Source organism: Listeria monocytogenes (assembly GCF_900187225.1).
GTDB lineage: Bacteria > Bacillota > Bacilli > Lactobacillales > Listeriaceae > Listeria > Listeria monocytogenes.
In genome coordinates, this window is sequence record NZ_LT906436.1 from 1 (window position 1) to 25,532 (window position 25,532).

Genomic DNA, 25,532 nt, shown 5'->3' on the forward strand with positions numbered 1-25,532 from the left:
GTGCAATCAATTGAAGACATCTGGCAGGAAACACTGCAAATTGTTAAAAAAAATATGAGTAAACCTAGTTACGATACATGGATGAAATCAACAACCGCTCATTCACTTGAAGGTAACACGTTTATTATTTCAGCGCCCAATAATTTTGTTCGCGATTGGTTAGAGAAAAGCTACACTCAATTTATCGCTAACATTTTGCAAGAAATAACTGGTCGCTTATTTGATGTCCGCTTTATTGATGGCGAGCAGGAAGAAAACTTTGAATACACTGTGATTAAACCAAATCCAGCGTTAGATGAAGATGGCATTGAAATTGGAAAACATATGCTTAATCCACGTTATGTTTTTGATACCTTTGTCATTGGTTCAGGGAACAGATTTGCCCACGCAGCATCACTTGCAGTAGCCGAAGCACCAGCGAAAGCATATAATCCACTCTTCATTTATGGAGGAGTTGGCCTCGGTAAAACACATTTAATGCACGCAGTTGGCCACTATGTTCAACAACATAAAGATAATGCGAAAGTAATGTACCTTTCCAGCGAAAAATTCACCAATGAGTTTATTAGCTCTATTCGTGATAATAAAACCGAAGAATTCCGCACAAAATATCGGAATGTTGATGTCTTACTTATTGATGATATTCAATTTTTAGCCGGTAAAGAAGGAACACAAGAGGAATTTTTCCATACATTTAACACACTTTATGATGAACAAAAGCAAATTATTATTTCCAGTGACCGACCACCAAAAGAAATTCCTACACTGGAAGATCGACTGAGATCCCGCTTTGAATGGGGCTTAATTACTGATATTACGCCACCAGACTTAGAAACCCGGATCGCCATTTTACGTAAAAAAGCAAAAGCAGACGGATTAGATATTCCAAATGAAGTTATGCTTTATATCGCAAACCAAATTGATTCGAATATTCGCGAGCTAGAAGGCGCACTCATCCGAGTAGTTGCTTATTCTTCCCTCGTTAATAAAGATATAACAGCTGGTCTTGCAGCAGAAGCACTAAAAGATATTATCCCCTCTTCTAAATCACAAGTTATTACTATTAGTGGTATTCAAGAAGCAGTCGGTGAATATTTCCACGTTCGTTTAGAAGATTTTAAAGCAAAAAAACGGACGAAAAGTATAGCATTCCCGCGCCAAATCGCCATGTATCTCTCAAGAGAGCTTACAGATGCCTCATTACCAAAAATCGGTGATGAATTTGGTGGTCGAGATCATACAACAGTTATTCATGCACATGAAAAAATATCGCAACTACTAAAAACCGATCAAGTGTTGAAAAATGACCTTGCCGAAATTGAAAAAAATTTAAGAAAAGCACAAAATATGTTTTAATAGACCTGTGTACAATGTGGATAACTGAAACATACTTACCCACAAGTTATCAACATGTGGAAAACTTTATGAAGCATGGCTTGTAACCTACTTATCCACAAATCCACAGCGCCTATTACTATTACTACGATTTTTTATTAATTAATTAAAGGTTTTTGAGGTTTTACAAAATATAAAAAAATGGGGGATACTCATGAAATTTGTTATTGAGCGTGATCGTCTTGTCCAAGCAGTCAATGAAGTTACTCGTGCCATCTCTGCAAGAACAACGATTCCAATTTTAACGGGGATAAAAATAGTCGTAAATGATGAAGGTGTAACACTAACTGGTAGTGATTCCGATATTTCCATCGAAGCATTTATTCCATTAATTGAAAATGATGAAGTAATTGTAGAAGTAGAGAGTTTTGGTGGAATTGTACTTCAATCAAAATACTTTGGCGATATTGTCCGTCGTTTACCAGAAGAAAATGTAGAAATTGAAGTAACGTCTAATTACCAAACCAACATTAGTTCTGGTCAAGCCTCCTTTACACTAAACGGCTTAGATCCAATGGAATATCCTAAATTACCTGAAGTAACAGATGGAAAAACAATTAAAATTCCAATTAATGTACTAAAAAATATTGTTAGACAAACTGTTTTTGCTGTTTCTGCTATTGAAGTTCGTCCAGTACTTACTGGTGTAAACTGGATTATCAAAGAAAATAAACTAAGCGCAGTTGCAACCGATAGTCATCGTCTAGCTTTACGTGAAATTCCACTTGAAACAGACATTGATGAAGAATACAATATTGTTATTCCTGGAAAAAGTTTATCTGAATTAAATAAACTTTTAGATGACGCAAGCGAATCTATTGAAATGACCCTTGCCAACAACCAAATTCTTTTTAAATTAAAAGATTTATTATTTTACTCTCGTTTACTTGAAGGTAGTTACCCAGATACATCTCGATTAATTCCAACTGATACTAAATCAGAATTAGTCATTAATTCCAAAGCATTTTTACAAGCAATTGACCGTGCGTCGCTACTTGCTCGCGAAAATCGTAATAACGTTATTAAATTAATGACGCTGGAAAATGGCCAAGTAGAAGTATCCTCCAATTCTCCGGAAGTTGGGAATGTTTCTGAAAATGTCTTCAGCCAAAGTTTTACTGGCGAAGAAATCAAAATATCTTTTAACGGTAAATACATGATGGATGCCCTACGTGCTTTTGAAGGTGATGATATTCAAATTTCCTTCTCAGGTACTATGAGACCATTTGTACTTCGACCAAAAGATGCAGCCAATCCAAATGAAATTTTACAATTAATCACGCCGGTTAGAACTTACTAATCTCGCAAAAAAGCACATCCGTCTTGGTTTCAAGGCGGATTCTTTTTTTTGTTATAGTACAGTTTTTGGATAGAAATGTATATTTATGCAAACGGAGGTAATTCTTAGCATGATGAAAGATATGACAACAGGTAATCCGACAAAATTAATTTTTTTATTCGCGATGCCGATGTTGATTGGAAACTTATTTCAGCAATTTTATACGATGATTGACGCGGTTATTGTTGGGAAATTTGTAAGTGTAGATGCGCTAGCTGCTGTTGGAGCGACAAATTCGGTCAATTTTTTTATGATTTCTTTGATTATTGGACTTATGAGTGGGATTTCTGTCGTAGTTGCGCAGTATTTTGGATTTAAAGATTATGATCGTTTGAAAGATGTTATTGCTACGGCGACTTATGCGGTGGTTTTTTCGGCGATTATTTTGACGGTTGCGGGCGTTTTACTTGCGAAGCCTCTTCTTATTTTGTTACGAACACCGGCAAATATTTTGGATGATTCTACTATCTTTTTAACCACCCTTTTTATCGGGATTTTGCCGATGAGTCTGTATAACGGGATGGCCGCGATACTTCGAGCTCTTGGAAATTCGATTACCCCACTGATTTTCTTGATTTTATCCTCTTTAATGAATATTGCATTAGATTTTTTATTTGTTGTTTATATGGATATGGGCGTTCGCGGGGCTGCTATTGCGACAGTTTTATCCCAAACAGCTGCAGCGATTGCTGTTATTTACTATGCTTATCGTCACGTACCATTTATGCGGATAGAGCGTGCAAAATTCAAGCTCTCCACCCCACTCCTTAAAGAAATGGTGCGCATTGGGCTGCCTTCTGGATTACAAGGATCCTTTATTTCTATCGGAAATATGGCTCTTCAAAGTTTAATAAATGGATTCGGTTCATCGGTCGTTGCGGCTTATACGGCGGCGAGTCGAATTGATTCACTTACATATCAACCAGGAATTGCTTTTGGAGCAGCTTCCTCCATGTTTGCTGGTCAAAATATCGGTGCTGGAAAAATTGACCGCGTTCGCGAAGGTTTTTGGTCGGGAATTAAAGTCGTTACAGCTATCAGTATTGGAATCACAATTTTAGTTCAACTTTTCGCTAGGCAGTTTTTATTACTATTTGTAGATTCTAGTGAGACGGAAGTTATTAATATTGGTGTGAGTTATTTACTTATTGTCTCTTTATTTTATGTCGTAGTTGGAATTTTATTTGTTGTTCGGGAAACTTTGCGAGGTACTGGAGATGCGATGGTTCCTTTAGCAATGGGGATTTTTGAGTTGGTTTCGAGACTTGTTATCGGATTTGTTTTGTCGCTTTATATTGGATACGTAGGGCTTTGGTGGGCTACACCGGTTGCATGGATAACCGCAACGATGCTCGGCGTTTGGAGATATAAATCAGGAGCATGGCAAAAAAAGGCAGTTATTCGACGAAAATAACCATTTTAGTAAAAAAACGCCAGAGAAGCTCATATTTTCTTTTTTTGAATAAATAATATCCCCCCATTAGTTTTGCTAAAAAAAGCTGAAAAACGAATATATGAAAATATTCTTTGTATTATTGGCAAAACTTTAGTAAAATAGAAGGTAGTGATAAAAAAAGATTGGGCGTGAAATTTTTGGCTGAAACAGTAAAGATAAATAGTGAGTTCGTAACGCTTGGTCAACTTTTACAAATGATTGATGTAGTTTCAACTGGTGGAATGGCGAAAGCGTACCTTAGTGAAAATACGATTTACATCAACGGAGAGCAAGACAATCGCCGGGGGAAAAAGCTTCGTAATGGCGATGTTATCTTAGTTCCCGGTGTTGGAAAAGTGAAAATTGAGCAAGGAAAATAACAGATGCATTTAGAAAGTATTGTTTTAAGGAATTTCCGGAATTACGAAAACTTAGAACTAGAATTTTCCCCATCTGTAAATGTTTTTCTTGGCGAGAATGCACAAGGTAAAACCAACCTTTTGGAAGCCGTATTGATGCTTGCTCTTGCAAAGTCACATCGGACAACGAATGATAAAGATTTTATTATGTGGGAAAAAGAAGAAGCCAAGATGGAAGGTCGAATAGCAAAGCACGGGCAATCAGTGCCTTTAGAACTTGCTATCACCCAAAAAGGCAAGCGAGCTAAAGTAAATCATTTGGAACAAAAGAAACTTAGCCAATATGTCGGTAACTTGAATGTGGTTATTTTTGCCCCAGAGGATTTATCGCTTGTGAAAGGCGCTCCAGGAATAAGACGTCGGTTTTTGAATATGGAAATTGGACAAATGCAGCCGATTTATTTGCATAATCTAAGTGAATACCAGCGAATATTGCAACAACGGAACCAATATTTGAAGATGTTGCAAATGAAACGCAAAGTAGACCCAATATTACTTGACATTTTGACTGAACAGTTCGCAGATGTCGCCATTAATTTGACGAAAAGACGAGCTGATTTCATTCAAAAACTAGAGGCATATGCGGCGCCAATTCATCACCAAATTTCCCGAGGACTAGAGACGTTAAAAATCGAGTATAAAGCTTCCGTCACGCTAAATGGGGACGATCCCGAAGTGTGGAAAGCAGATTTACTTCAAAAAATGGAATCAATCAAACAAAGAGAAATCGACCGTGGTGTCACGCTTATTGGACCACATCGGGATGATTCTCTGTTTTATATTAATGGGCAAAATGTGCAAGATTTTGGTTCACAAGGCCAGCAACGGACAACGGCACTTTCTATAAAATTAGCAGAAATTGACCTAATCCATGAAGAAACTGGAGAATATCCGGTTCTTCTTCTCGATGATGTGCTTAGTGAACTCGACGATTACCGTCAATCGCATTTGCTCGGAGCCATTGAAGGAAAAGTACAAACCTTTGTAACGACAACAAGTACGAGCGGAATCGACCATGAAACGCTCAAACAAGCAACAACTTTCTATGTAGAAAAAGGTACAGTAAAAAAATCCTAATCTAGGTTAATATAATTTGATGAAAAAGAAAGTGCGGTGGAATAATTAATGTCAGAAGAAAATATTACAAATGTACAAGAAAATGCTTCAGATTATAACGAAGATCAAATACAAGTACTGGAAGGCCTAGAGGCAGTAAGAAAAAGACCCGGTATGTACATTGGTTCAACTAGCCAACGCGGGCTCCATCACCTTGTATGGGAAATTGTTGATAATGCAATTGATGAAGCACTTGCTGGTTTTTGTACAGAAATTGAAATTACAATCGAAGCTGATAACAGCATTACTGTTCGTGATAACGGACGTGGGATTCCTACTGGGATTAATGAAAAAATTGGTCGTCCAACAGTAGAAGTTATCTTTACCGTTCTGCATGCTGGTGGTAAATTTGGCGGCGGCGGATATAAAGTATCTGGCGGACTTCACGGAGTTGGTGCATCGGTAGTTAATGCCCTTTCCACATCTCTTGAAGTATACGTTCACCGTGAAGGTCAAAAATATTACCAACGCTTTGAACGTGGTGATGTAGTAATGGATATGGAAGAACAAGGCGAAACGGATTACCGTGGAACAATTGTTCACTTTACGCCAGATCCACAAATTTTCACAGAAACAACGGAATTCGATTTTGATACACTTCGTACTCGTACGCGCGAACTTGCTTTCTTGAATCGTGGTTTAACGATTTCAATTGAAGATAAGCGCGAAGAACACAAAGTTCGTAAAGATTTCCACTATGAAGGCGGAATTCGTTCTTACGTGGAGCATTTAAATAAAGCAAAAGACGTTATCCATGAGCCACCAATTTATTTGGAAGGTGAACGCGATGATATTATGGTTGAGATTTCCATGCAATATAATACTGGATTCTCAAGCAACATCATTTCATTCGCAAATAACATTCATACGTATGAAGGCGGAACTCACGAATCTGGCTTTAAAACGGCGTTAACACGTGTTATTAATGACTACGCGCGTCGTAATAAATTGTTTAAAGATAGTGATGACAATCTTTCTGGTGAAGATGTTCGTGAAGGTTTAACGGCGATTATTTCTATCAAACACCCAGATCCACAGTTTGAAGGACAAACCAAAACAAAACTTGGAAATTCAGAAGCCCGTTCAATCACGGATAAGCTATTTTCTGAGGCTTTAAATAAATTTATGATGGAAAACCCAGATGTTGCTAAAAAAATCGTTGAGAAAGGCGTTGTGGCTTCTCGTGCACGTCTGGCTGCTAAGCGCGCGCGTGAAGTTGCTCGTAAAAGCAGTGGGCTAGAAATTTCTAGCTTGCCAGGTAAATTAGCTGACTGTTCTTCCCGTAATCCTGAAATCAGCGAACTTTACATCGTTGAGGGTGACTCAGCTGGTGGTTCAGCTAAACAAGGTCGTGACCGTTTATTCCAAGCGATTTTGCCGATTCGTGGTAAAATTTTGAACGTGGAAAAAGCACGTTTAGACCGTATTCTAGCTAACGAAGAAATTCGAACTATTTTTACAGCGATGGGTACTGGTTTTGGTGGCGATTTTGACGTTTCTAAATCTCGTTACCACAAATTAATTATTATGACTGATGCCGATGTTGATGGTGCACATATTCGTACACTACTTCTTACACTATTTTATCGTTATATGCGTCCACTGCTTGATGCTGGTTATATCTATATTGCGCAACCACCGCTTTACCAAATTAAGCATGGTAAACAAATAGAATATGTATACAGCGACGGACAGTTAGAAGACTATCTGGCTTCCCTTGACGGAGACACTAAATACAGCATTCAACGATATAAAGGTCTTGGAGAAATGAACCCAGAACAACTTTGGGATACAACAATGAATCCGGAACACCGTACACTACTTCAAGTCAATATCAAAGACGCTATTGATGCCGATGAAACTTTTGAAATGTTGATGGGTGACCGCGTGGAACCTCGTCGTAAATTCATCGAAGACAACGCACAATACGTTAAAAACTTGGATGTTTAATAAATATTTCCCGGGTAATAATTGGGTTATTAATTGTTTTTAAAAGGTTTGAACTAGATTCAGCCTTACTTTTGAAAGGGAGGTTTCTCTAACAATGGCAGAAACACCAAATCAACGAATAACAGAGATAAACTTAAATAAAGAAATGCGGACATCATTCCTAGACTATGCGATGAGTGTAATTGTTGCCCGTGCCCTACCTGATGTTCGTGACGGGTTAAAACCAGTTCACCGTCGTATTCTATATGCGATGAATGACTTAGGTATGACTTCTGATAAAGCCTATAAAAAATCGGCTCGTATCGTTGGTGAAGTAATTGGTAAGTATCACCCCCACGGCGATACAGCGGTTTATTTTACAATGGTTCGTATGGCGCAAGATTTTAGTTATCGTAATATGCTAGTTGATGGACATGGTAACTTTGGTTCGGTTGATGGCGATATGGCAGCAGCGATGCGTTATACAGAAGCTCGTATGTCAAAAATTTCGATGGAACTACTGCGCGATATTAATAAAGACACAATTGATTACGCTGATAACTACGATGGTTCTGAACGTGAGCCAGTTATTTTACCAGCGCGTTTCCCTAACTTATTAGTCAATGGTTCGTCAGGTATCGCGGTTGGTATGGCAACAAATATTCCTACCCACCATCTTGGTGAAGTAATTGACGGCGTTTTAGCACTTAGTCACGATCCAGAAATTACTATTCGTGATTTAATGGAATATATTCCAGGCCCTGACTTCCCAACTGCTGGGATGATTATGGGACGTAGCGGAATCCGTCGCGCTTACGAAAGTGGCCGTGGTTCGATTACTGTTCGTGGTCGTGTCGATATTGAAGAAAAGAAAAATGGTAAAGAAACTATCGTTATTACCGAAATTCCTTACCAAGTGAATAAAGCACGCCTAGTTGAACGTATTGCCGAACTAGCTCGTGAGAAGAAAATCGACGGCATCACTTCCCTAAATGATGAGTCTGACCGTTCAGGAATGCGGATTGTTATTGAGGTTCGTCGTGATATTAGCGCCAGTGTTATCGTGAATAATTTATTCAAAATGACAGCACTTCAAACTACTTTTGGTATTAATATGCTTGCACTTGTCGATAACCATCCAAAAGTGCTTAATTTAAAAGAAATTCTTTATTATTATTTGGAACATCAAAAAGTAGTTATTCGTCGACGTACAGAATTTGAGCTTCGTAAAGCAGAAGCACGCGCACATATTTTAGAAGGTTTACGAATCGCTCTTGATAACATTGACGCGATTATTAAATTAATTCGTGGATCAAAAACTTCCGATGTTGCTAAAGAAGGCTTGATGACACAATTCAACCTTTCTGACAAACAAGCGCAAGCCATTCTGGACATGCGTTTGCAACGTTTAACAGGTTTAGAACGCGAAAAAATTGAAGAAGAATATCAAAACTTAGTAGCATTAATTAATGATTTAAAAGCTATTTTAGCTGATGATGAGCGTATTCTTGAAATTATTCGTGAAGAATTAGAAGAAATCAAAGTTAAATATGCGGATAAACGTCGTACAGAAATCTTGGCTGGTGATTTAGTAAGCCTTGAAGATGAAGACTTAATCCCTGAAGAAGAAGTAGCAATTACGCTAACTAAACGTGGTTATATTAAACGTTTACCACTGTCGACTTATCGTAGTCAGCGTCGAGGTGGTCGTGGTATTCAAGGTATGTCAACACATGAAGATGACTTCGTAGAACACCTAGTTGCAACGAGCACGCATGATACGTTACTATTCTTCACTAACACTGGTAAAGTTTACCGTTCGAAAGGTTATGAAGTACCTGAATACGGTCGTACCGCCAAAGGTATCCCAATAATCAACTTACTTGGAATCGAAAGCCAAGAACAAGTGAATGCCGTGATAAATCTATCCGAATTCACCGATGATAGCTACCTATTCTTCACGACGAAACATGGTGTCGTGAAGCGTACAACCCTTTCTCAATTTGCGAAAATCCGTCAAAGTGGCCTTCGTGCTGTAGAACTTCGTGAAAACGATGAACTCATTTCTGTTCAAATGACAGATGGTAGCAAAAACATGATTATCGCAACGAAACATGGTCAATCTATCTACTTCCCAGAAGAAAATATCCGTGTAATGGGCCGTACAGCTGCTGGTGTTCGTGGTATTAGACTTCGTGAAGACGATGAAGTTATCGGCATGGAAGTACTAGAGGACGATGAAAAAGTACTCGTTGTAACGGAAAAAGGTTATGGTAAACAAACGCCAGCCTCCCAATATCCGCTTCGTAATCGTGGTGGTATGGGTGTTAAAACCGTTACAATCACAGAGAAAAATGGTAACTTAGTAGCAATGAAAACTGTTACTGGTGAAGAGGACTTAATGCTAATGACAGTAAGTGGCGTATTAATTCGTTTCGAAATTGATACAGTATCACAAACTGGTCGTAGCGCAATGGGTGTTAAACTAATTCGTCTTGATGAAGATGAAAAAGTAGCCACTGTTGCAAAAGTACCAAAAGAAGAAGATGAAGTTGAGCTTGAGGAAGAAATCGACGAAACATTAATCACGCAAGTTCCTGATGAAAGTTTTGAAGATGCTCCTGGAAGCGACATAGAAGAATAAAATCAAGCTGGAAATGACTCTAATTTGCGAATTAGAACGATTTTCCAGCTTTTTTTCAGTATAAAAAAGCGCTTTTTGGATGTATTTTATGTATAATATCCTTAATACGTCTAAAAAAGGGAAGAGTTGAAAAAATGCGCAAACTGATTCAATTTCTGTTTATAGCAGTAGTTTTATTTTTAGTGGAATATGTTTTAATCAATCAAGCAGCTATATTATTCTTAGTAACAAGTGGGATTATCCAACTATGCGGGGTTATTATCGCCATTCGACTACTCCTATTTGACCAACGGAATACTAGCTCAAAAGTCGCCTGGGTTGCGGTTATTTTTATTTTGCCTGTACTCGGAACGATTAGTTACCTTGTGTTCGGTAGAAATCCAGCAACTAGAAAATTCAGCACAGCTCAAGTAAAGGAAAAAACAAAATTAATTAATGCGATTCATGCAATTCCAAACAACACTAATGAAAAATTGCCACGACTATCAAAAAGAATAGCGCATTTAACGTCCATAGAGCCAATCAAGGGGAATAAAATCGAAATATTAACAAATGGTGAGGAAACTTTTCCAGTGCTCCTAGACGCGCTTAGAAAGGCTGAAAACCACATTCACATTCAATATTACATTTTCAAAACGGATGCGATTTCTACTGAAATTCGTGATATTTTGGTGGAAAAGGCGAAATCTGGTGTTGAGGTTAGATTTATGTTTGATGGTCTCGGATCAAGCAAACTGGGTAAAGCCTTTTTAGCTCCTTTGAAAGAGGCTGGAGTTAGTATTCACGCATTTGATCCAATTGCCTCCCCCTGGATTGTAAGAACAGCCAATTTAAGAAATCACCGTAAAATCGTGGTGATTGATGGCCAAATTGGCTTTACAGGTGGGCTTAATATTGGGGAAGAATATCGTTCCAATACACCTGATTTTCGTGTTTGGCGCGATACACACATAAAAATAACAGGCCAAGCTGTAATCGAACTCCAAGAATCCTTCCTAAACGATTGGGTATACATGGAAAATCAAGCTGGCGCCGCTGACGGGTTTATTAGCGAATCTGGTTTAAAACAATATTTTTCTCCAGTCGATATGGGTGATGAATGGGCGCAAGTTATTTACGGCGGACCATATGATAAAGAAAAATGGGTTCGCGATTCGATGCTTGATTTGATTGATTCCGCTAAAGAATCAGTTTGGATTGTATCACCCTATTTCGTTCCAGATGAGGAGTCGCTTGCGGTTATTCGCCGGGTTGCGATGAGTGGTGTTGACGTGCGGGTTATTATTCCTGGTAAAGGCGATCGCGGGATTTCATTCCACGGAAGTAATGCTTATGTAAAAACAATGATTGAAGCAGGCGCGAAAATGTATGCTTATGCCGATGACTCTTTTGTTCATTCCAAAGCAATGCTTGTGGACGGAACACGTGCGGCTATTGGAACTGCCAATTTTGACGTGCGTAGTTTTAGATTGAATCATGAATTAATGGTATTCTTATATGATGAAAGCGAGGCTATGCATCATTTAAAACGTGACTTCAAAAAAGATTTTGAAGATAGCCGACTATTTACGATGAAAGATATGGAAAACAAACCATTATTGACTCGTATAAAAGAAGTTCTATCCAGTTTACTATCACCAATTTTATAATTTAGGAGTGGAAAAATGAGTGGAGATTTAAAACTTAGACCGCTTGAACGAGAAGATTTAAAATTTGTTCACCGGTTAAATAATGATGCGAAAATAATGTCTTATTGGTTTGAAGAGCCATATGAGGCGTTCGTCGAGCTTCAGGAGCTATATGATAAACACATTCACGACCAGTCAGAACGCCGTTTTATTTTAGAGTTAGATGGACAAATGGTTGGATTAGTCGAGTTAATGGAAATTGATTATATTCACAGAAGAGCCGAATTTCAAATTATTATTGATCCTAAGTTTCAGGGACACGGTTATGCTGTTTCTGCCACAAAACTAGCAATGAAATATGCTTTTCACGTACTAAATATGCATAAATTATATTTAGTTGTCGATAAAGTAAACGAAAAAGCAATTCATGTTTATGAAAAAGTTGGCTTTATTCGTGAAGGCGAGCTAATTGATGAGTTTTTCGTTGATGGGACTTATCATGATGCTATTAGAATGTGTATTTTCCAACATCAATACCGAGAAATGGATATTTAAAAAGTGATTGGCGCGGGAAAAGTTGCGCCAGTCATTGTTTTGGGTCAAAAAAAGTTCTATAATAAGGTTTTAGTGAAAAAATTATGGTATCATGAAGTATTAAAGTTTGTATTATTTTGATGGAGAAAGGATTGGCGTGCATTGGCTACAGGCATTGGGACAGCTAAAATGATATTATGCGGAGAACATGCAGTTGTATACGGAGAACCGGCAATTTCAGTCCCATTTACACAAGCAGTAGTAACGACAAATGTAGAAACTTCTATAAAAACCAAATTTTCTTCAGCATTTTTTTCAGGTGATTTAGATGATATGCCTGATTTCTTAGCAGGAATCAAAGCATTAGTCGTAGATGTTTTAAATGAAATTGGAAATGGTGAATGTGTTTCGATTCATGTGGTTTCAGGTGTTCCAATCGGCCGAGGATTAGGTTCAAGTGCTGCTGTAGCAACAAGTATTGCGCGTGGCTTATATAAATACTTTAATCAAGAATTAGACTCGAAAAAATTATTAGCCATTGTGAATGCTGCAGAAAAAATTGCTCATGGCAATGCTAGTGGTGTTGATGCTATCACGGTTGTGAGTGAAAAACCAGTATGGTATGAGCGAGATCGAAAACTAGAAATTATGCATTTTCCAAAAAAAATTACGTTCGTAGTAGCGGATACTGGAGTTCCGAGTGAAACCAGAGACGCGGTGAAGGATGTTCAAGTTTTATATAAAGAAAATCAAGTAGAAATTGGTAAAATAATTCATCAACTCGGCGATATTTCCCGGGAAATAAAGACACATTTAGAAGGCGATGCAGATACTGTGAAGATAGGAGCTGCAATGAATAAGGCACAATCTTATTTAGAAACTTTGACAGTTAGTGACAGTAGTTTAGAGAAATTAATTAAAGTAGCTAGAAGTAATGGCGCGGACGGGGCAAAACTTACTGGTGGCGGTAGAGGTGGATGCATTATTGCTGTAGCGAAAAATCAAGAAATCGCTGAACAAATAACGAAGGCGCTTCATAATGCTGGAGCTGCACAAGAATGGATTTTTACGATTGGAGAAGGTAGTTATGAAAGCGACAGCCATCGCACACACGAATGTGGCGCTAATTAAATACTGGGGAAAACGCGATGAACACTTGATTCTACCTGCAAACAGTAGTTTATCCTTCACGGTAGATAAATTTTATACAAAGACAACGGTAGAATGGGACGAAAAATTAACCCAAGATACATTTATTTTAAATAATGAACAAAAAACGGATGCAAAAGTAGCTCGTTTTATAGATAAAATGCGGGAGGAATTCGGTATTTCTGCAAAAGCAAAAATAACTTCCGAAAATCACGTTCCAACTGCAGCAGGACTTGCTTCATCTGCTTCTGCATTTGCAGCTCTTGCGCTTGCTGGATCTAATGCAGCTGGTAGAAAAGACACAAAAGAATATATTTCCAGACTGGCTCGTTTCGGGTCTGGTTCTGCTTCTCGTTCCGTTTTCGGTGATTTTGTCATTTGGGAAAAAGGTGAGCTCGCGGATGGTAGTGATTCTTTTGCCGTTCCATTCACGAATAAATTATGTGACAAAATGTCCCTTGTAGTCGCAGTCGTTTCAGACAAAGAAAAGAAAGTTTCCAGTCGTGATGGAATGCGTCTAACCGTTGAAACATCTCCTTTTTTCGAAAACTGGGTTTCTGCTGCTGAAATAGACTTGGAAGAAATGAAACAAGCCATTTTAGACGAAGATTTCATCAAAGTTGGCGAAATTACAGAACGAAACGGAATGAAAATGCATGCGACAACACTTGGTGCAGAGCCGCCATTTACTTATTTTCAACCACAGTCACTCGAAATAATGGATGCTGTTAGAGAACTACGCGAAAATGGTATACCGGCCTATTTTACAATGGACGCTGGACCAAATGTTAAAGTTATTTGTGAGCGTGCAAATGAAAATATCGTAGCAGAGAAGTTGTCAGGTTTGGCTAAAAACGTTCTAATTTGCCACGCTGGTAAGGAAGCGAGTGTTGTATCAGATGAAAAATAAACTACAGGTTAAAATACCCGGAAAATTATATGTTGCTGGTGAATATGCAGTTGTAGAATCAGGTCATACGGCTATTCTAACCGCGGTTAACCGTTATATAACGCTAACTTTAGAGGATAGTGAACGCAATGAATTATGGATTCCACATTATGAAAATCCAGTTTCATGGCCAGTTGGCGGCGAACTTAAACCTGACGGAGAACATTGGACTTTTACAGCGGAAGCAATTAATATCGCGACAACTTTCCTGAAATCAGAAGGAATCGAGCTAACACCTGTGAAAATGATCATTGAAACAGAATTAATCGACCAATCTGGTGCAAAATATGGACTAGGTTCAAGCGCAGCGGCGACGGTTGCTGTAATCAACGCGCTAATGACGAAATTTTATCCAGAAATATCTATGCTAAAAAAATTCAAACTAGCTGCACTTTCCCATTTAGTCGTTCAAGGAAACGGTTCATGTGGTGATATTGCATCTTGTATGTACGGTGGCTGGATTGCGTATACGACGTTTGATCAAGAATGGGTGAAGCATCGTTTAGCTTATAAATCGCTCGAATGGTTTATGAAAGAGCCGTGGCCAATGCTTCAAATCGAAACATTAGAAGAACCAGTGCCGACTTTTTCTGTCGGTTGGACGGGCACACCTGTAAGTACCGGAAAACTAGTTTCGCAAATTCATGCTTTTAAACAAGAAGATAGCAAGAATTACCAACATTTTTTAACTAGAAATAATGAGATTATGAAGCAAATAATTCAAGCTTTCCATACGAAAGACGAGGAATTGCTCTATTTAGCTATTAAAGAAAATCGTCGCATTCTTCAAGAACTTGGAACAAAAGCTGGCGTAAATATTGAAACAAGCTTGCTAAAAGAACTCGCGGACTCAGCTGAAAACATGGGCGGCGCAGGAAAATCATCTGGCTCTGGCGGCGGAGACTGTGGAATAGCATTCTCTAAAACAAAGGAACTAGCCGAAAAACTAGTGAATGAGTGGGAAAAACTTGGTATTAAGCATTTACCTTTCCATACGGGGAGAGTTCAAATTACTGAATAAATTTTAAGTAGTAAACTAAGATAAATAGTTTGCTACTTTTTTTGTTTCGGATTTCACAATCTAGGGAATAGTGAACAGAATGAAAGTTTGTGAAATATTTAATATATCAGGTTTTTGAACTAAGATATCAAATCAGATATAATGAGTTAGAGTATGAACATAGTGATTTTAAAAATGCGGAACAATTTTAAAAAAGTTTGTGAGTTTTTTTAAAAGAACTAAATAGTAAATGCATTTTTTCAGTTACATAGGAGTTCTAACAAGCTTCTTTCAGCACTCCGGTAATGGTATTTTTGCGCAAAAATACACATTAGAAAACATCAAAAGGAAAAGAGGGGATTCGGGTGTCAAAGGTACTTAAATCTTTGCTGCTTACGGCACTACTTGGGGTTACCGGCCTTATAAGCGGTTGTGGTGACTTGACGGTACTTAATCCAAAAGGACCAGTTGCTAAAGGTCAGTCGGACTTAATTATTTATTCGATTATATTTATGCTGGTTATTGTTTTGACGATTTTTGTATTGTTTACGATTATGTTGGTTAAATACCGCGAACGGAAAGACATTTCAAACTACGAGCCAGATATGCACGGTAGTAAAAAACTAGAAATTTTTTGGACATTGATTCCAGTTGCTATCGTTATTGCTCTAGCTATTCCGACGGTAAAAACAATTTATGCAGGGGAAGAAGCACCAAAAGTGACTTCGCATAAAGATCCAATTATTATTTACGCAACAAGTGCAGATTGGAAATGGATTTTTAGTTATCCAGATGAGTCGATTGAAACGGTGAACTACGTAAACATTCCAACCGACCGTCCTGTATTATTCAAATTAACTTCCGCAGATACGATGACAAGCTTTTGGGTTCCGCAATTAGGTGGGCAAAAATATGCGATGTCTGGCATGACGATGAATTTATATTTACAAGCAGATGAAGTTGGTACATACAAAGGTCGTAACGCAAACTTCAACGGCGAAGGTTTTGCAGATCAACGCTTTGATGTAGTGGCTCAATCTGAAAAAGATTTCAAAAAATGGGCAAAAGAAACAAAAGCTAGCTCACCAGTTATTACGCAAGACATCTATGACCGTCTGTTAATTCCTGGAAGCTCTAAGAAAAAAACTTATTCTGGTACGCATTTAGCATTTGTTGATGTAGCAGCTGATCCAGAGTATGTTTTCTATGCCTACAAACGTTTTGGTTATGAGATGACAAATCCGCATAACCCGAACACTAAATCGACCATTTCTGACAAACCAATGCTTCCGGTTCGTCCTGTGACAGTAACTAATCCGCAATTTGAGCGTCATGATATGAAGCCGCAAATTATTAAAAATGGTGAAGGTTACCACGAGGATAAACACCGCGAAGATGAAATGAAGAAAATGGAAGAAGACATCCAAACAAATGAATTCAATAAAAAAGAATCGGATGACGCAGGGAAGTAAAAAGGGGGGACATAAGGCATGAAATGGAATGAGTTTATCGTAACTGGCGACCCAATGATTTTAGGCGCGCAGATTTCTATCGTACTTGTAAGTATTGGTGTTGTTGCGTTACTAACTTATACAAAAAAATGGAAGTGGCTCATGAAAGAGTGGATTTCTTCCGTTGATCATAAAAAAATTGGTATTATGTACTTGCTTGCTGCTGTCTTAATGTTTTTCCGTGGTGGTGTGGATGCGCTAATGATGCGTACCCAGCTCGCTTTACCGGATATGAAATTTTTAGACGCACAGCATTACAATGAAGTATTTTCTACTCACGGAACGATTATGATTTTATTTATGGCGATGCCGTTTATCATCGGATTGATGAACATTGCCGTACCACTTCAAATTGGTGCGCGTGATGTAGCATTTCCGTTTTTAAACAACTTAAGTTTTTGGACGTTCTTTATGGGAGCGATGCTATTTAACTTATCATTCGTAATTGGTGGTTCGCCAGATGCTGGTTGGACAAACTATGCGCCACTTGCGACAGATTTTAGCGCGGGATATGGAATTAACTTCTATCTTCTAGGTGTTCAAATCGCTGGTATTGGTACGCTGATGACGGGGATTAACTTTTTCGTTACGATTTTAAGAATGCGTACAAAAGGTATGACATTAATGAAAATGCCGATGTTTACTTGGTCTTCATTAATTACAAGTTTGATTATTATTTTCGCTTTCCCAGTTTTAACAGTGGCGCTTGCTTTAATGTCATTTGACCGATTGTTTGGGACAGCATTCTTCACACTCACGAATGGCGGGCTTCCAATGATGTGGGCCAACTTGTTCTGGGTTTGGGGGCATCCGGAAGTATATATTGTTATTTTGCCAGCTTTCGGTATTTTCTCAGAGATTATTTCTACTTTCTCGAGGAAAAAATTATTCGGTTATCCGGCGATGGTTGCCGCGATGGCAGTTATTTCTTTACTAAGTTTCCTAGTTTGGGTCCATCACTTCTTTACAATGGGATCAGGGGCGCTTGTTAACTCCTTCTTCTCCATTACAACGATGATGATTGCGATACCGACCGGGATTAAGATATTCAACTGGCTCTTTACGATGTACAAAGGGCGAATAACCTTTACAACGCCAATGCTTTGGTCGCTTGCCTTTATCCCTAACTTTGTTGTTGGTGGGGTAACTGGGGTTATGCTTGCAATGGCTGCGGCCGATTATCAATATCACAATACGTACTTCTTAGTATCCCATTTCCACTACGTATTAATTGCTGGAACCGTGTTCTCCTGCTTTGCCGGGCTTACATACTGGTATCCAAAAATGGTCGGTTACAGACTAAATGAAAAAATTGGTAAATGGTTCTTCTGGATTTTCGTTGTTGGATTTAACGTTTGTTTCTTCCCGCAATATTTCCTAGGACTAGATGGTATGCCGCGTCGTATTTACACTTACGTACAAGGTGATGGCTGGACAACGCTTAACTTTATCTCTACAGTTGGCGGATTCTTGATGGGCGTAGCATTCTTAGTTCTTTGCTACAACATCTACTACAGCTATAAAAACTCTAAACGTGAAGTTACTGGTGACCCGTGGGATGCTCGTACGCTTGAATGGGCTACAAGTTCCGCAGTTCCGCCAAAATATAATTTCGCTGTTTTACCTGAATGGAATGACTTGGATGATTTCTGGAATAGAAAACAAAAAGGCGATCCATATGTAAATGATAAAAATTATAAACCAATCCATATGCCAAGTAATACCATGGTTGGGTTTGTAATGTCTGTCTTCTTCTTCATTGCAGGTTTCGGACTAGTCTTCTACTGGTACTGGATGGGAATTATTGGTCTAGTTGGTATTTTAGGATGTATGATTTATCGTTCATTCCAAAATAACGATGGTTACCACGTTGAAGTGGACGAAATTAAAGCAACAGAAGAACATAATGCGCGCGAACTTGCGACTGGTGTGAAGGAGGGAAACCCATGGAATCTGTAGAAACAAATAAAAATCTGCCAATTGAATATAGATCAGAACAAGGTCGATTAAATATTCTTGGATTCTGGATTTTCCTTGGCGCCGAAATTGCATTGTTTGCAACGCTTTTTGCGACTTACTTTGTTATGAGGAAGGCTGGCTCGAATGCGGGGCATCCGCCAGCAGAAATGTTCGAACTTTGGCTAGTGCTAATAATGACATTTTTACTTTTAACAAGTAGTTTTACGTGTGGTCTAGCAATTGGTGAAATGCGTAAAGGCAATGTGAAAATGTTGACGATTTACTCGATTATCACATTAATTCTTGGTGCGGGATTTGTTGGCTTTGAGCTTTATGAATTTGCACACTATGTGACAGAAGGAGTTACGATGCAAGTTGGTTCTTACTGGTCGGCATTCTTCGTTCTACTAGGAACACATGGACTTCACGTAACGGTCGGGATTTTCTGGATTAGTTTTATTCTGATTCAAATTAAAATGCATGGTTTGACGCCAAAAACAGCATCAAAAGTATTTATTTCCAGTTTATACTGGCATTTCTTGGATGTTGTGTGGATTTTCATTTTCACCGGTGTCTATTTGCTAGGGATGGTGAACTAATATGACACAAAATAATAAATCAAATGCAGCACATGCAGAAGGTGGCATTCCTTGGAAACATATTGTTGGCTTTGCGCTATCGGTTGTTTTGACGCTTCTAGCAGTCTGGGTAGCTCTTTATTCAACGCTTACAACAAATGTTAAGGTAGTTATTATTTTCATCTTTGCGTTCATTCAGGCAGCCCTACAGCTTCTGATGTTCATGCATATGACAGAAGGCCGCGATGGTAAAATCCAAATCGGTAATATTTTATTCGCAGCATTTATTGCGATTGTCGTAGTTATTGGTTCTTATTGGGTAATGGAAATTGGCCATATGAATCATTTGTTATAAAAAATAAGCTGATGCATGGAACGGTATACACCGAACTAGCATCAGCTTTTTTTATTTTGCGGAAATATCACCATTACTATTAATGGTTGCATTTGGAGAAATGGATTGCAGGTAATTTAATTGTGCTGTCTTGGAAGAACCTTCAAGCATATTAATTTGATTGCCTGAAATAATACCAGGATCAAAATGTGCAGTTACTTTACCTTGATCAAAATTCAGTTTATAAATACCTGTTTCTGCCGAATGACCTGAAACATAGTCAGGGAATAAGAAATTACCTAATGAATAAGCAATTGGAACATCTTTGTATACTTCAAAACCTTGGAGCCAGTGTGGATGGCTAGCAACAATCGCATCCACTAAATTATCATCCACGAGTTTTTTAACGTATTGGGTTTGATAATCTACAGGTGTATTCGTCTTTTCAACTCCCCAGTGAAAATAGACGACCATATAATCAATATCTTTATTTTTTGCGCGTTCTTCTTTAATTTTTTCTTCGACTAAATTTATATCATAACCATTAGTAACCCCAGGAGTATCTTCATCGGCAATCCAACCAGTATTTGGGAAAAAGTGGCAAAACGACATGAATCCAACTTTATTACCTTTGATGTCAGCAACTTTAAGTTGATAGGCTTCATCTTCATTTTTACCGGCGCCAACATAGGCTAGGTTATTGGCGCGTAAAGCAGCCGTTGTGTCGAGTAATCCATCTTCGTAATAGTCTAAAATGTGGTTATTACTAATATTAACCATATCAACCCCTGCATTTTTAAGAGCTGTTAAAGAACTAGGATCACTTTTAATCCAAAATTCTTGGTAGGGGACTTTTTTTGTTCGAGTTGTAATAGCTGTTTCTAAATCAACAAATGTATAGTCGCTCGATTTCAGTTCCTCGCGAACATTATTAAAAGGATAATCCATTCCCTTCTCTGCTAAAACGGGGCGTAAATCCCAATCAAACATAATATCACCTGTAAAATCAATGTTAAATGGTTCTTTTGGTTTTGGAGGTGTCTCTTTTTTCTTTTTAACAGCAGCGACGGTTTTCTTTTTTGGCTTAGCGGTATCTTTGTTGTTTGTCATGAGGTTGTTCACTAATAAACCAATGGAAAAGATTAGAATAACGGACAGTACTAAGATAATCCCTTTTTTTCTTGATTTCATTTTTTCTCCTCCTAAATTAAAAAGTTATCTAATTCTATCAGTATGGAGAAAAAGGTTTTTATCAAAAATAGGCTTTTTTATGGATTTTAATGGCTAAATTGTGAACTTTAAAATCATAAAATGGAAGACGAATTTAAAAAATTTGAAATTATTGCTTGCTATGTAATGCATTACATATTCTATAGTGGAAAAGTAAATTATATTCGTGAGAGGAGATATACAAAAATGACAGAATCAAAATTTCCTAAAGACTTTTTATGGGGCGGAGCAGTTGCTGCCAACCAATGTGAAGGAGCTTATCTTGAAGACGGTAAAGGACTTTCACTTGTTGATATCCTTCCAACAGTAGAGGACGGACGTTGGGAAGCTTTATTCAATCCATCGAAAGCGCTTGCTACAGATTATGGTTTTTACCCAAGTCACGAATCAATTGATTTTTATCATCGTTATAAAGAAGACATTAAATTAATGGCTGAAATGGGATTCAAATGTTTCCGTATGTCCATCAGTTGGCCACGTATTTTCCCAAATGGTGATGAAACGACACCAAATGAAAAAGGTTTAGCATTTTATGATGCAGTTTTTGATGAATGTCACAAATATGGTATCGAACCAGTTGTTACAATCAACCATTTTGATACTCCGCTAGAAGTTTTCAAAAAATATGGTGGTTGGAAAAATCGTAAATGCATCGACTTTTACTTGAATTTCTGTGAAGCAATTTTCACGCGTTATAAAGATAAAGTAAAATATTGGATGACATTTAATGAAATTAACATGATTCTTCATCTTCCATACATTGGTGGAGGTTTAGACGTTACTAAAGAGGATAATCCAGAGGAAGTTAAATATCAAGCTGCTCATCATCAATTAGTTGCATCAGCACTTGCAACTAAACTTGGTCATGAAATCAATCCTGAAAATCAAATCGGTTGTATGCTTGCAGCGGGTAACACATATCCAATGACTTGTACTCCAAAAGATGTCTGGAAGTCTATCGAGGCGGACCGTGAAGGCTACTTCTTCATTGATGTTCAAGCACGCGGATACTACCCAAGCTACACTAAACGTTTCTTCAAAGAACATAACATCAACATCAAAATGGAAGATGGCGACTTAGACGCATTACGCGATCACACAGTTGATTATGTGGCATTCAGCTACTATTCTTCTCGTCTAACAAGCGCAGATCCAGAGAAAAACAAAGAAACAGAAGGCAACGTTTTCGCAACACTAAAAAACCCATACCTAAAAGCAAGCGAATGGGGCTGGCAAATTGATCCACTAGGTCTACGTATTACTATGAATACAATTTACGACCGTTACCAAAAACCACTTTTCATCGTTGAAAATGGCTTAGGTGCAGTGGATACTGTGGAAGAAGACGGCTCAATCACTGACGATTACAGAATCGACTACATGCGTGAACATGTTCGCGAAATGGGCGAAGCAATCGAGGACGGAGTAGAACTTCTTGGCTATACACCGTGGGGCTGCATCGATCTTGTCAGCGCTGGCTCTGGCGAAATGAAAAAACGCTACGGCTTCATCTATGTTGACCGCGACAACAAAGGCAACGGAACATTGAACCGCTCGAAGAAAAAATCATTCGACTGGTACAAAAAAGTAATTGAAACAAATGGTAAAGATATCGACTAATATATCAAAAACCCCCACTTTCATCATCGAAAGTGGGGGTTTTATTTTAATACGAAATCGCGCGTTTTGCTTGTTTGCTCCAACATGTATTAAAGTAACTTTGCGAAATTCGTGCATTTTTTTGACCAGACCAGCTGTCGTTGTAGTAAAAATTATTTTTATCATAACCGGTAATGGTGATTGCGTGAACGGAAAAACCGTGGAATTTACTCACCCAAGCTACAACTGGACGTTTTTTATTCAACTGATTTTTAATACCAGCTAAATTTGTTCCAGTCATATTCTTCGCGCTCCCAGTATATTTTTTAACTTGATTAACTAAAGCCGGTGGATAAATCGTCCAACCGCTCTTAGAAAATGGATTCCCGACAAAACCATAATTTGGATTGGATTTATGACGCTTCATTTCTTTGGCAAGTTTTACTTTATCAACATTTTTTCCAGCATAGCGCAGCATCATCGCAATGTTTGTAATCTCGCAACCTGTTGGTAATTGTGGACGCTGAACGATTAATGGCACGTTCATTTGCACAATTTTTGGCGTTGGAGGTTTTGGAGTCGGAGTTGCAGTTGCGGCTTTTACATATTTCCCAGATACGTAGCCGTTTTTCCCTTTAAAGCTAAAGCGATACCAGTTGTTCGATGTTTTTGCAATCGCTTTGAACTTTGTATTGTTCTTAAGCCAGCCAATAACTTTCCCAGAAGTCGAATTAGTTGAACGAACATTAAGGCTTGCAGTTGTTACCATTTGCTTGTTAATCACAGTCTCTTTTGCCGCCGCCTGACCAGCTGTAGAAACACTAAAAACACTGAATACTAATCCAAGGACAAGTATCCACTTCCCCCATTTACTAAAAAAAGTCCCCATTATATCCCCCTTTGATACAGATTACTTATGTATACCCTATTTTGGAAAAATAAAAAGAAAACGCTTGCATAAATGAAGTGGCCGTGATACTATAAAAATGAACTTAACGTGTTAACCGGTTATTGTTAAAAAGTTCAGTGATTGCAAGCTAATTCAAGTTTGCAATCAAAAAATTATCATGGTACCATTAACCTAAAACTTAACGTGTTAACGCGCGGGATGCTTTAGGGGGAACTTGTTATGGCGGAACCAAAATACGCTATTATTATCAATGATATCAAGCGATTAATTAGTGATGGAACTTTTAAGCCAGGGGAAAAAATTTATTCAGAAGATGAACTGAAAAAGAAGTATAATGTTAGTAATACTACGGTTGTTCGCGCCTTACACGAATTAGTACGAGCTGGGATTTTAGCTCGTTATCAAGGAAAAGGCACATACGTAAGTAAGTCTATTATCAACGAAGAAGTTATTTTTAATGAATATACGACAGTGCCGAACGGAAGATTCAATCGCAAAACAAAAATTACTAACGAACATACAAAAGTAGTTGCAATAAATGAAATTCAGGATGCGCGAATTGCTAAAAAATTGCAGATTCCACCTGAAAATATGATTGTTCATTTTCAACGAATCCGCCTTATTGATGATTTACCTTGGACTGTTCAAAACAACTATATGGCAAAATCCAATTTGATCAATGTCGATTTAACAAATTTTGAAAAGTTTAATTCTTTATCTGAAGTGATTAAAGAGCTTTATGGCATTAATATTCTGCACGAAGCGATGAAAGAGAGAATTGAAGTCGAATTTCCAGTAAAAGATAAAAATAATTTCAAATTACTCGAAATTGATACTGAATTGCCACTTTACCATATTGAAAGAATAACTTATGTGCCAGAGGGGCAACCCTATGAATATATTGAAAGCTATTTACGGCATAATTTTTACTCTATTGAAATTGAAAAGAAAAAACAATAGAAGGGAGTTAATTACTTGGATTATATTATCGCAGCACATGGTCTGTATGCGCAGGAAGTAAAAGATAGCTGCCAAATGATTACTGGCCAAACAACTAATATTTCAGCAATTACTTTTACTGAAGAAATGGGGGTGACGGATGTATTAGATGCCTACATGGCAGTTTATTCACCTGCAAATGAAACCGCTATCATTGTGGATATTGTTGGTGGAACTCCGTGTAATGCGGCTCAAATGTTTAGTACAAAACATCCAGAAGTTAAAGTTGTATCAGGTTTGTCGCTAGGATTAATCATTCCACTTAGCCTTGGAGAAAGTTTAGAGGAGGCGATGCTTGGAGCAAAAGATAATATTCAATTTGTAGAGCAAAAAGCGAGTCATACGATAGTAAGTGATGATGGGGAGGAAGAGGACTGATGGGAAGCAACGGAATTAAACACGTACGCGTAGATGAAAGACTAATTCACGGACAAGTAGCAACAATGTGGACCAATACTATAAAAGCAACGCGAATCATGATTGTTGATGATGCAGTTGTAAAAAATGAAATGGAAAAAGTTGCCTTAAAAACCGCAGTACCGGCTGGTGTCAAACTAAGTATTCTGACAGTAAAAGGTGCAGCAAATAATATCAATAATGATAAATACGCAGGGCAGCAAGTTTTCTTAATCGTAAAATCACCTCATGCTCTTCGCGGTTTAGTGGATGCGGGCGTAGAACTTCCCCAAATCAATGTTGGAAATATGTCGACTAAAGCAGGGAGTCGCCAAATAAAAAAATCAGTTAGCGTGACAGATGAAAATTTGGAAGATTTTGATTATTTGGCTCAAAAAGGCATTAAAATCACTGCTCAAATGGTTCCGAGTGAAGATGCAGTTGAATTTGCAAATTTATTAAAAAAATAAGTTATAAGA

22 protein-coding genes are annotated in these 25,532 nt (G+C 38.0%); 20 read left to right on the plus strand and 2 right to left on the minus strand.

Going from position 1 to position 25,532, the window contains the following annotated elements; translation table 11 throughout:
- The 16 genes from dnaA to qoxD all read left to right on the plus strand — a co-directional run bounded on the left by dnaA (position 1) and on the right by qoxD (position 19,940).
- Positions 1–1,356, plus strand: a complete 1,356-nt coding sequence (dnaA, locus tag CKV70_RS00005) for a chromosomal replication initiator protein DnaA (RefSeq protein WP_003727573.1) — start codon at positions 1–3, stop codon at positions 1,354–1,356.
- 193 nt (positions 1,357–1,549) lie between these two features.
- On the plus strand, positions 1,550–2,695 hold the full coding sequence (gene dnaN / locus CKV70_RS00010) for a DNA polymerase III subunit beta (RefSeq protein ID WP_003725616.1): 1,146 nt from the start codon (positions 1,550–1,552) through the stop codon (positions 2,693–2,695).
- A 109-nt stretch (positions 2,696–2,804) separates the two neighbouring features.
- On the plus strand, positions 2,805–4,148 hold the full coding sequence (locus tag CKV70_RS00015) for an MATE family efflux transporter (RefSeq protein ID WP_003723766.1): 1,344 nt from the start codon (positions 2,805–2,807) through the stop codon (positions 4,146–4,148).
- A 179-nt stretch (positions 4,149–4,327) separates the two neighbouring features.
- On the plus strand, positions 4,328–4,549 hold the full coding sequence (gene yaaA / locus CKV70_RS00020; protein ID WP_010958651.1) for a S4 domain-containing protein YaaA: 222 nt from the start codon (positions 4,328–4,330) through the stop codon (positions 4,547–4,549).
- Positions 4,550–4,552: 3 nt separating this feature from the next.
- Entirely contained in the window at positions 4,553–5,665 is a 1,113-nt protein-coding gene (gene recF / locus CKV70_RS00025) for a DNA replication/repair protein RecF (protein WP_003728715.1), read from the plus strand.
- A 48-nt stretch (positions 5,666–5,713) separates the two neighbouring features.
- A complete protein-coding gene (gyrB, locus tag CKV70_RS00030) occupies positions 5,714–7,654 on the plus strand; it encodes a DNA topoisomerase (ATP-hydrolyzing) subunit B (protein ID WP_003723769.1) in 1,941 nt (646 codons plus the stop codon).
- A 94-nt stretch (positions 7,655–7,748) separates the two neighbouring features.
- Positions 7,749–10,277, plus strand: coding sequence for a DNA gyrase subunit A (gyrA, locus tag CKV70_RS00035; RefSeq protein ID WP_003723770.1), 2,529 nt, complete (start codon positions 7,749–7,751; stop codon positions 10,275–10,277).
- A gap of 134 nt (positions 10,278–10,411) precedes the next feature.
- On the plus strand, positions 10,412–11,926 hold the full coding sequence (gene cls / locus CKV70_RS00040) for a cardiolipin synthase (RefSeq protein ID WP_014600341.1): 1,515 nt from the start codon (positions 10,412–10,414) through the stop codon (positions 11,924–11,926).
- 15 nt (positions 11,927–11,941) lie between these two features.
- Positions 11,942–12,460 (plus strand): spermidine N1-acetyltransferase, encoded by a 519-nt coding sequence (gene speG / locus CKV70_RS00045; protein WP_003723772.1) that lies wholly within the window; start codon positions 11,942–11,944, stop codon positions 12,458–12,460.
- A gap of 141 nt (positions 12,461–12,601) precedes the next feature.
- Entirely contained in the window at positions 12,602–13,570 is a 969-nt protein-coding gene (gene mvk, locus CKV70_RS00050; protein WP_003723774.1) for a mevalonate kinase, read from the plus strand.
- The gene (gene mvaD / locus CKV70_RS00055; RefSeq protein WP_003723775.1) at positions 13,527–14,498 is read left to right on the plus strand and encodes a diphosphomevalonate decarboxylase; all 972 of its coding nucleotides are present in this window, start codon (positions 13,527–13,529) and stop codon (positions 14,496–14,498) included. Before mvk ends, mvaD begins: the two co-directional genes overlap by 44 nt.
- Positions 14,479–15,558, plus strand: a complete 1,080-nt coding sequence (locus tag CKV70_RS00060) for a phosphomevalonate kinase (protein ID WP_022741803.1) — start codon at positions 14,479–14,481, stop codon at positions 15,556–15,558. The genes mvaD and CKV70_RS00060 overlap by 20 nt, the downstream gene beginning before the upstream one ends.
- A 344-nt stretch (positions 15,559–15,902) precedes the next feature.
- Complete coding sequence (gene qoxA, locus CKV70_RS00065; RefSeq protein ID WP_003724123.1) at positions 15,903–17,009, plus strand: cytochrome aa3 quinol oxidase subunit II; 1,107 nt, start codon at positions 15,903–15,905, stop codon at positions 17,007–17,009.
- An 18-nt stretch (positions 17,010–17,027) separates the two neighbouring features.
- Positions 17,028–19,007, plus strand: a complete 1,980-nt coding sequence (qoxB, locus tag CKV70_RS00070) for a cytochrome aa3 quinol oxidase subunit I (RefSeq protein ID WP_003725631.1) — start codon at positions 17,028–17,030, stop codon at positions 19,005–19,007.
- Positions 18,995–19,606 carry a cytochrome aa3 quinol oxidase subunit III gene (gene qoxC / locus CKV70_RS00075; RefSeq protein WP_003721631.1) on the plus strand — a complete coding sequence of 204 codons (612 nt, stop codon included), beginning with the start codon at positions 18,995–18,997 and terminating at the stop codon, positions 19,604–19,606. The genes qoxB and qoxC overlap by 13 nt, the downstream gene beginning before the upstream one ends.
- Before the next feature lies 1 nt (position 19,607).
- Positions 19,608–19,940 carry a cytochrome aa3 quinol oxidase subunit IV gene (qoxD, locus tag CKV70_RS00080; protein ID WP_003721632.1) on the plus strand — a complete coding sequence of 111 codons (333 nt, stop codon included), beginning with the start codon at positions 19,608–19,610 and terminating at the stop codon, positions 19,938–19,940.
- A gap of 51 nt (positions 19,941–19,991) precedes the next feature.
- Here qoxD and CKV70_RS00085 read toward each other — a convergent pair whose 3' ends face one another.
- On the minus strand, positions 19,992–21,110 hold the full coding sequence (locus CKV70_RS00085; RefSeq protein ID WP_014600343.1) for a CapA family protein: 1,119 nt from the start codon (positions 21,108–21,110) through the stop codon (positions 19,992–19,994).
- 225 nt (positions 21,111–21,335) lie between these two features.
- Here CKV70_RS00085 and CKV70_RS00090 point away from each other — a divergent pair, with 225 nt between their 5' ends.
- Positions 21,336–22,769, plus strand: coding sequence for a 6-phospho-beta-glucosidase (locus CKV70_RS00090; RefSeq protein WP_014930782.1), 1,434 nt, complete (start codon positions 21,336–21,338; stop codon positions 22,767–22,769).
- Between the two features lie 46 nt (positions 22,770–22,815).
- Here the strand turns inward: CKV70_RS00090 and CKV70_RS00095 are convergent, their stop codons facing one another.
- Entirely contained in the window at positions 22,816–23,637 is an 822-nt protein-coding gene (locus CKV70_RS00095) for a C39 family peptidase (RefSeq protein WP_009925167.1), read from the minus strand.
- 240 nt (positions 23,638–23,877) lie between these two features.
- On the opposite strand from CKV70_RS00095, the gene CKV70_RS00100 reads away from it, so the two are divergent.
- From CKV70_RS00100 to CKV70_RS00110, 3 genes are read left to right on the plus strand one after another with little or no spacing between them, the layout of a single operon-like run.
- The gene (locus CKV70_RS00100; protein ID WP_003721636.1) at positions 23,878–24,618 is read left to right on the plus strand and encodes a GntR family transcriptional regulator; all 741 of its coding nucleotides are present in this window, start codon (positions 23,878–23,880) and stop codon (positions 24,616–24,618) included.
- A 15-nt stretch (positions 24,619–24,633) separates the two neighbouring features.
- Complete coding sequence (locus CKV70_RS00105) at positions 24,634–25,035, plus strand: PTS sugar transporter subunit IIA (protein ID WP_014600344.1); 402 nt, start codon at positions 24,634–24,636, stop codon at positions 25,033–25,035.
- Positions 25,035–25,523, plus strand: coding sequence for a PTS sugar transporter subunit IIB (locus tag CKV70_RS00110; protein WP_003721638.1), 489 nt, complete (start codon positions 25,035–25,037; stop codon positions 25,521–25,523). Before CKV70_RS00105 ends, CKV70_RS00110 begins: the two co-directional genes overlap by 1 nt.
- Positions 25,524–25,532 lie beyond the last annotated feature (9 nt).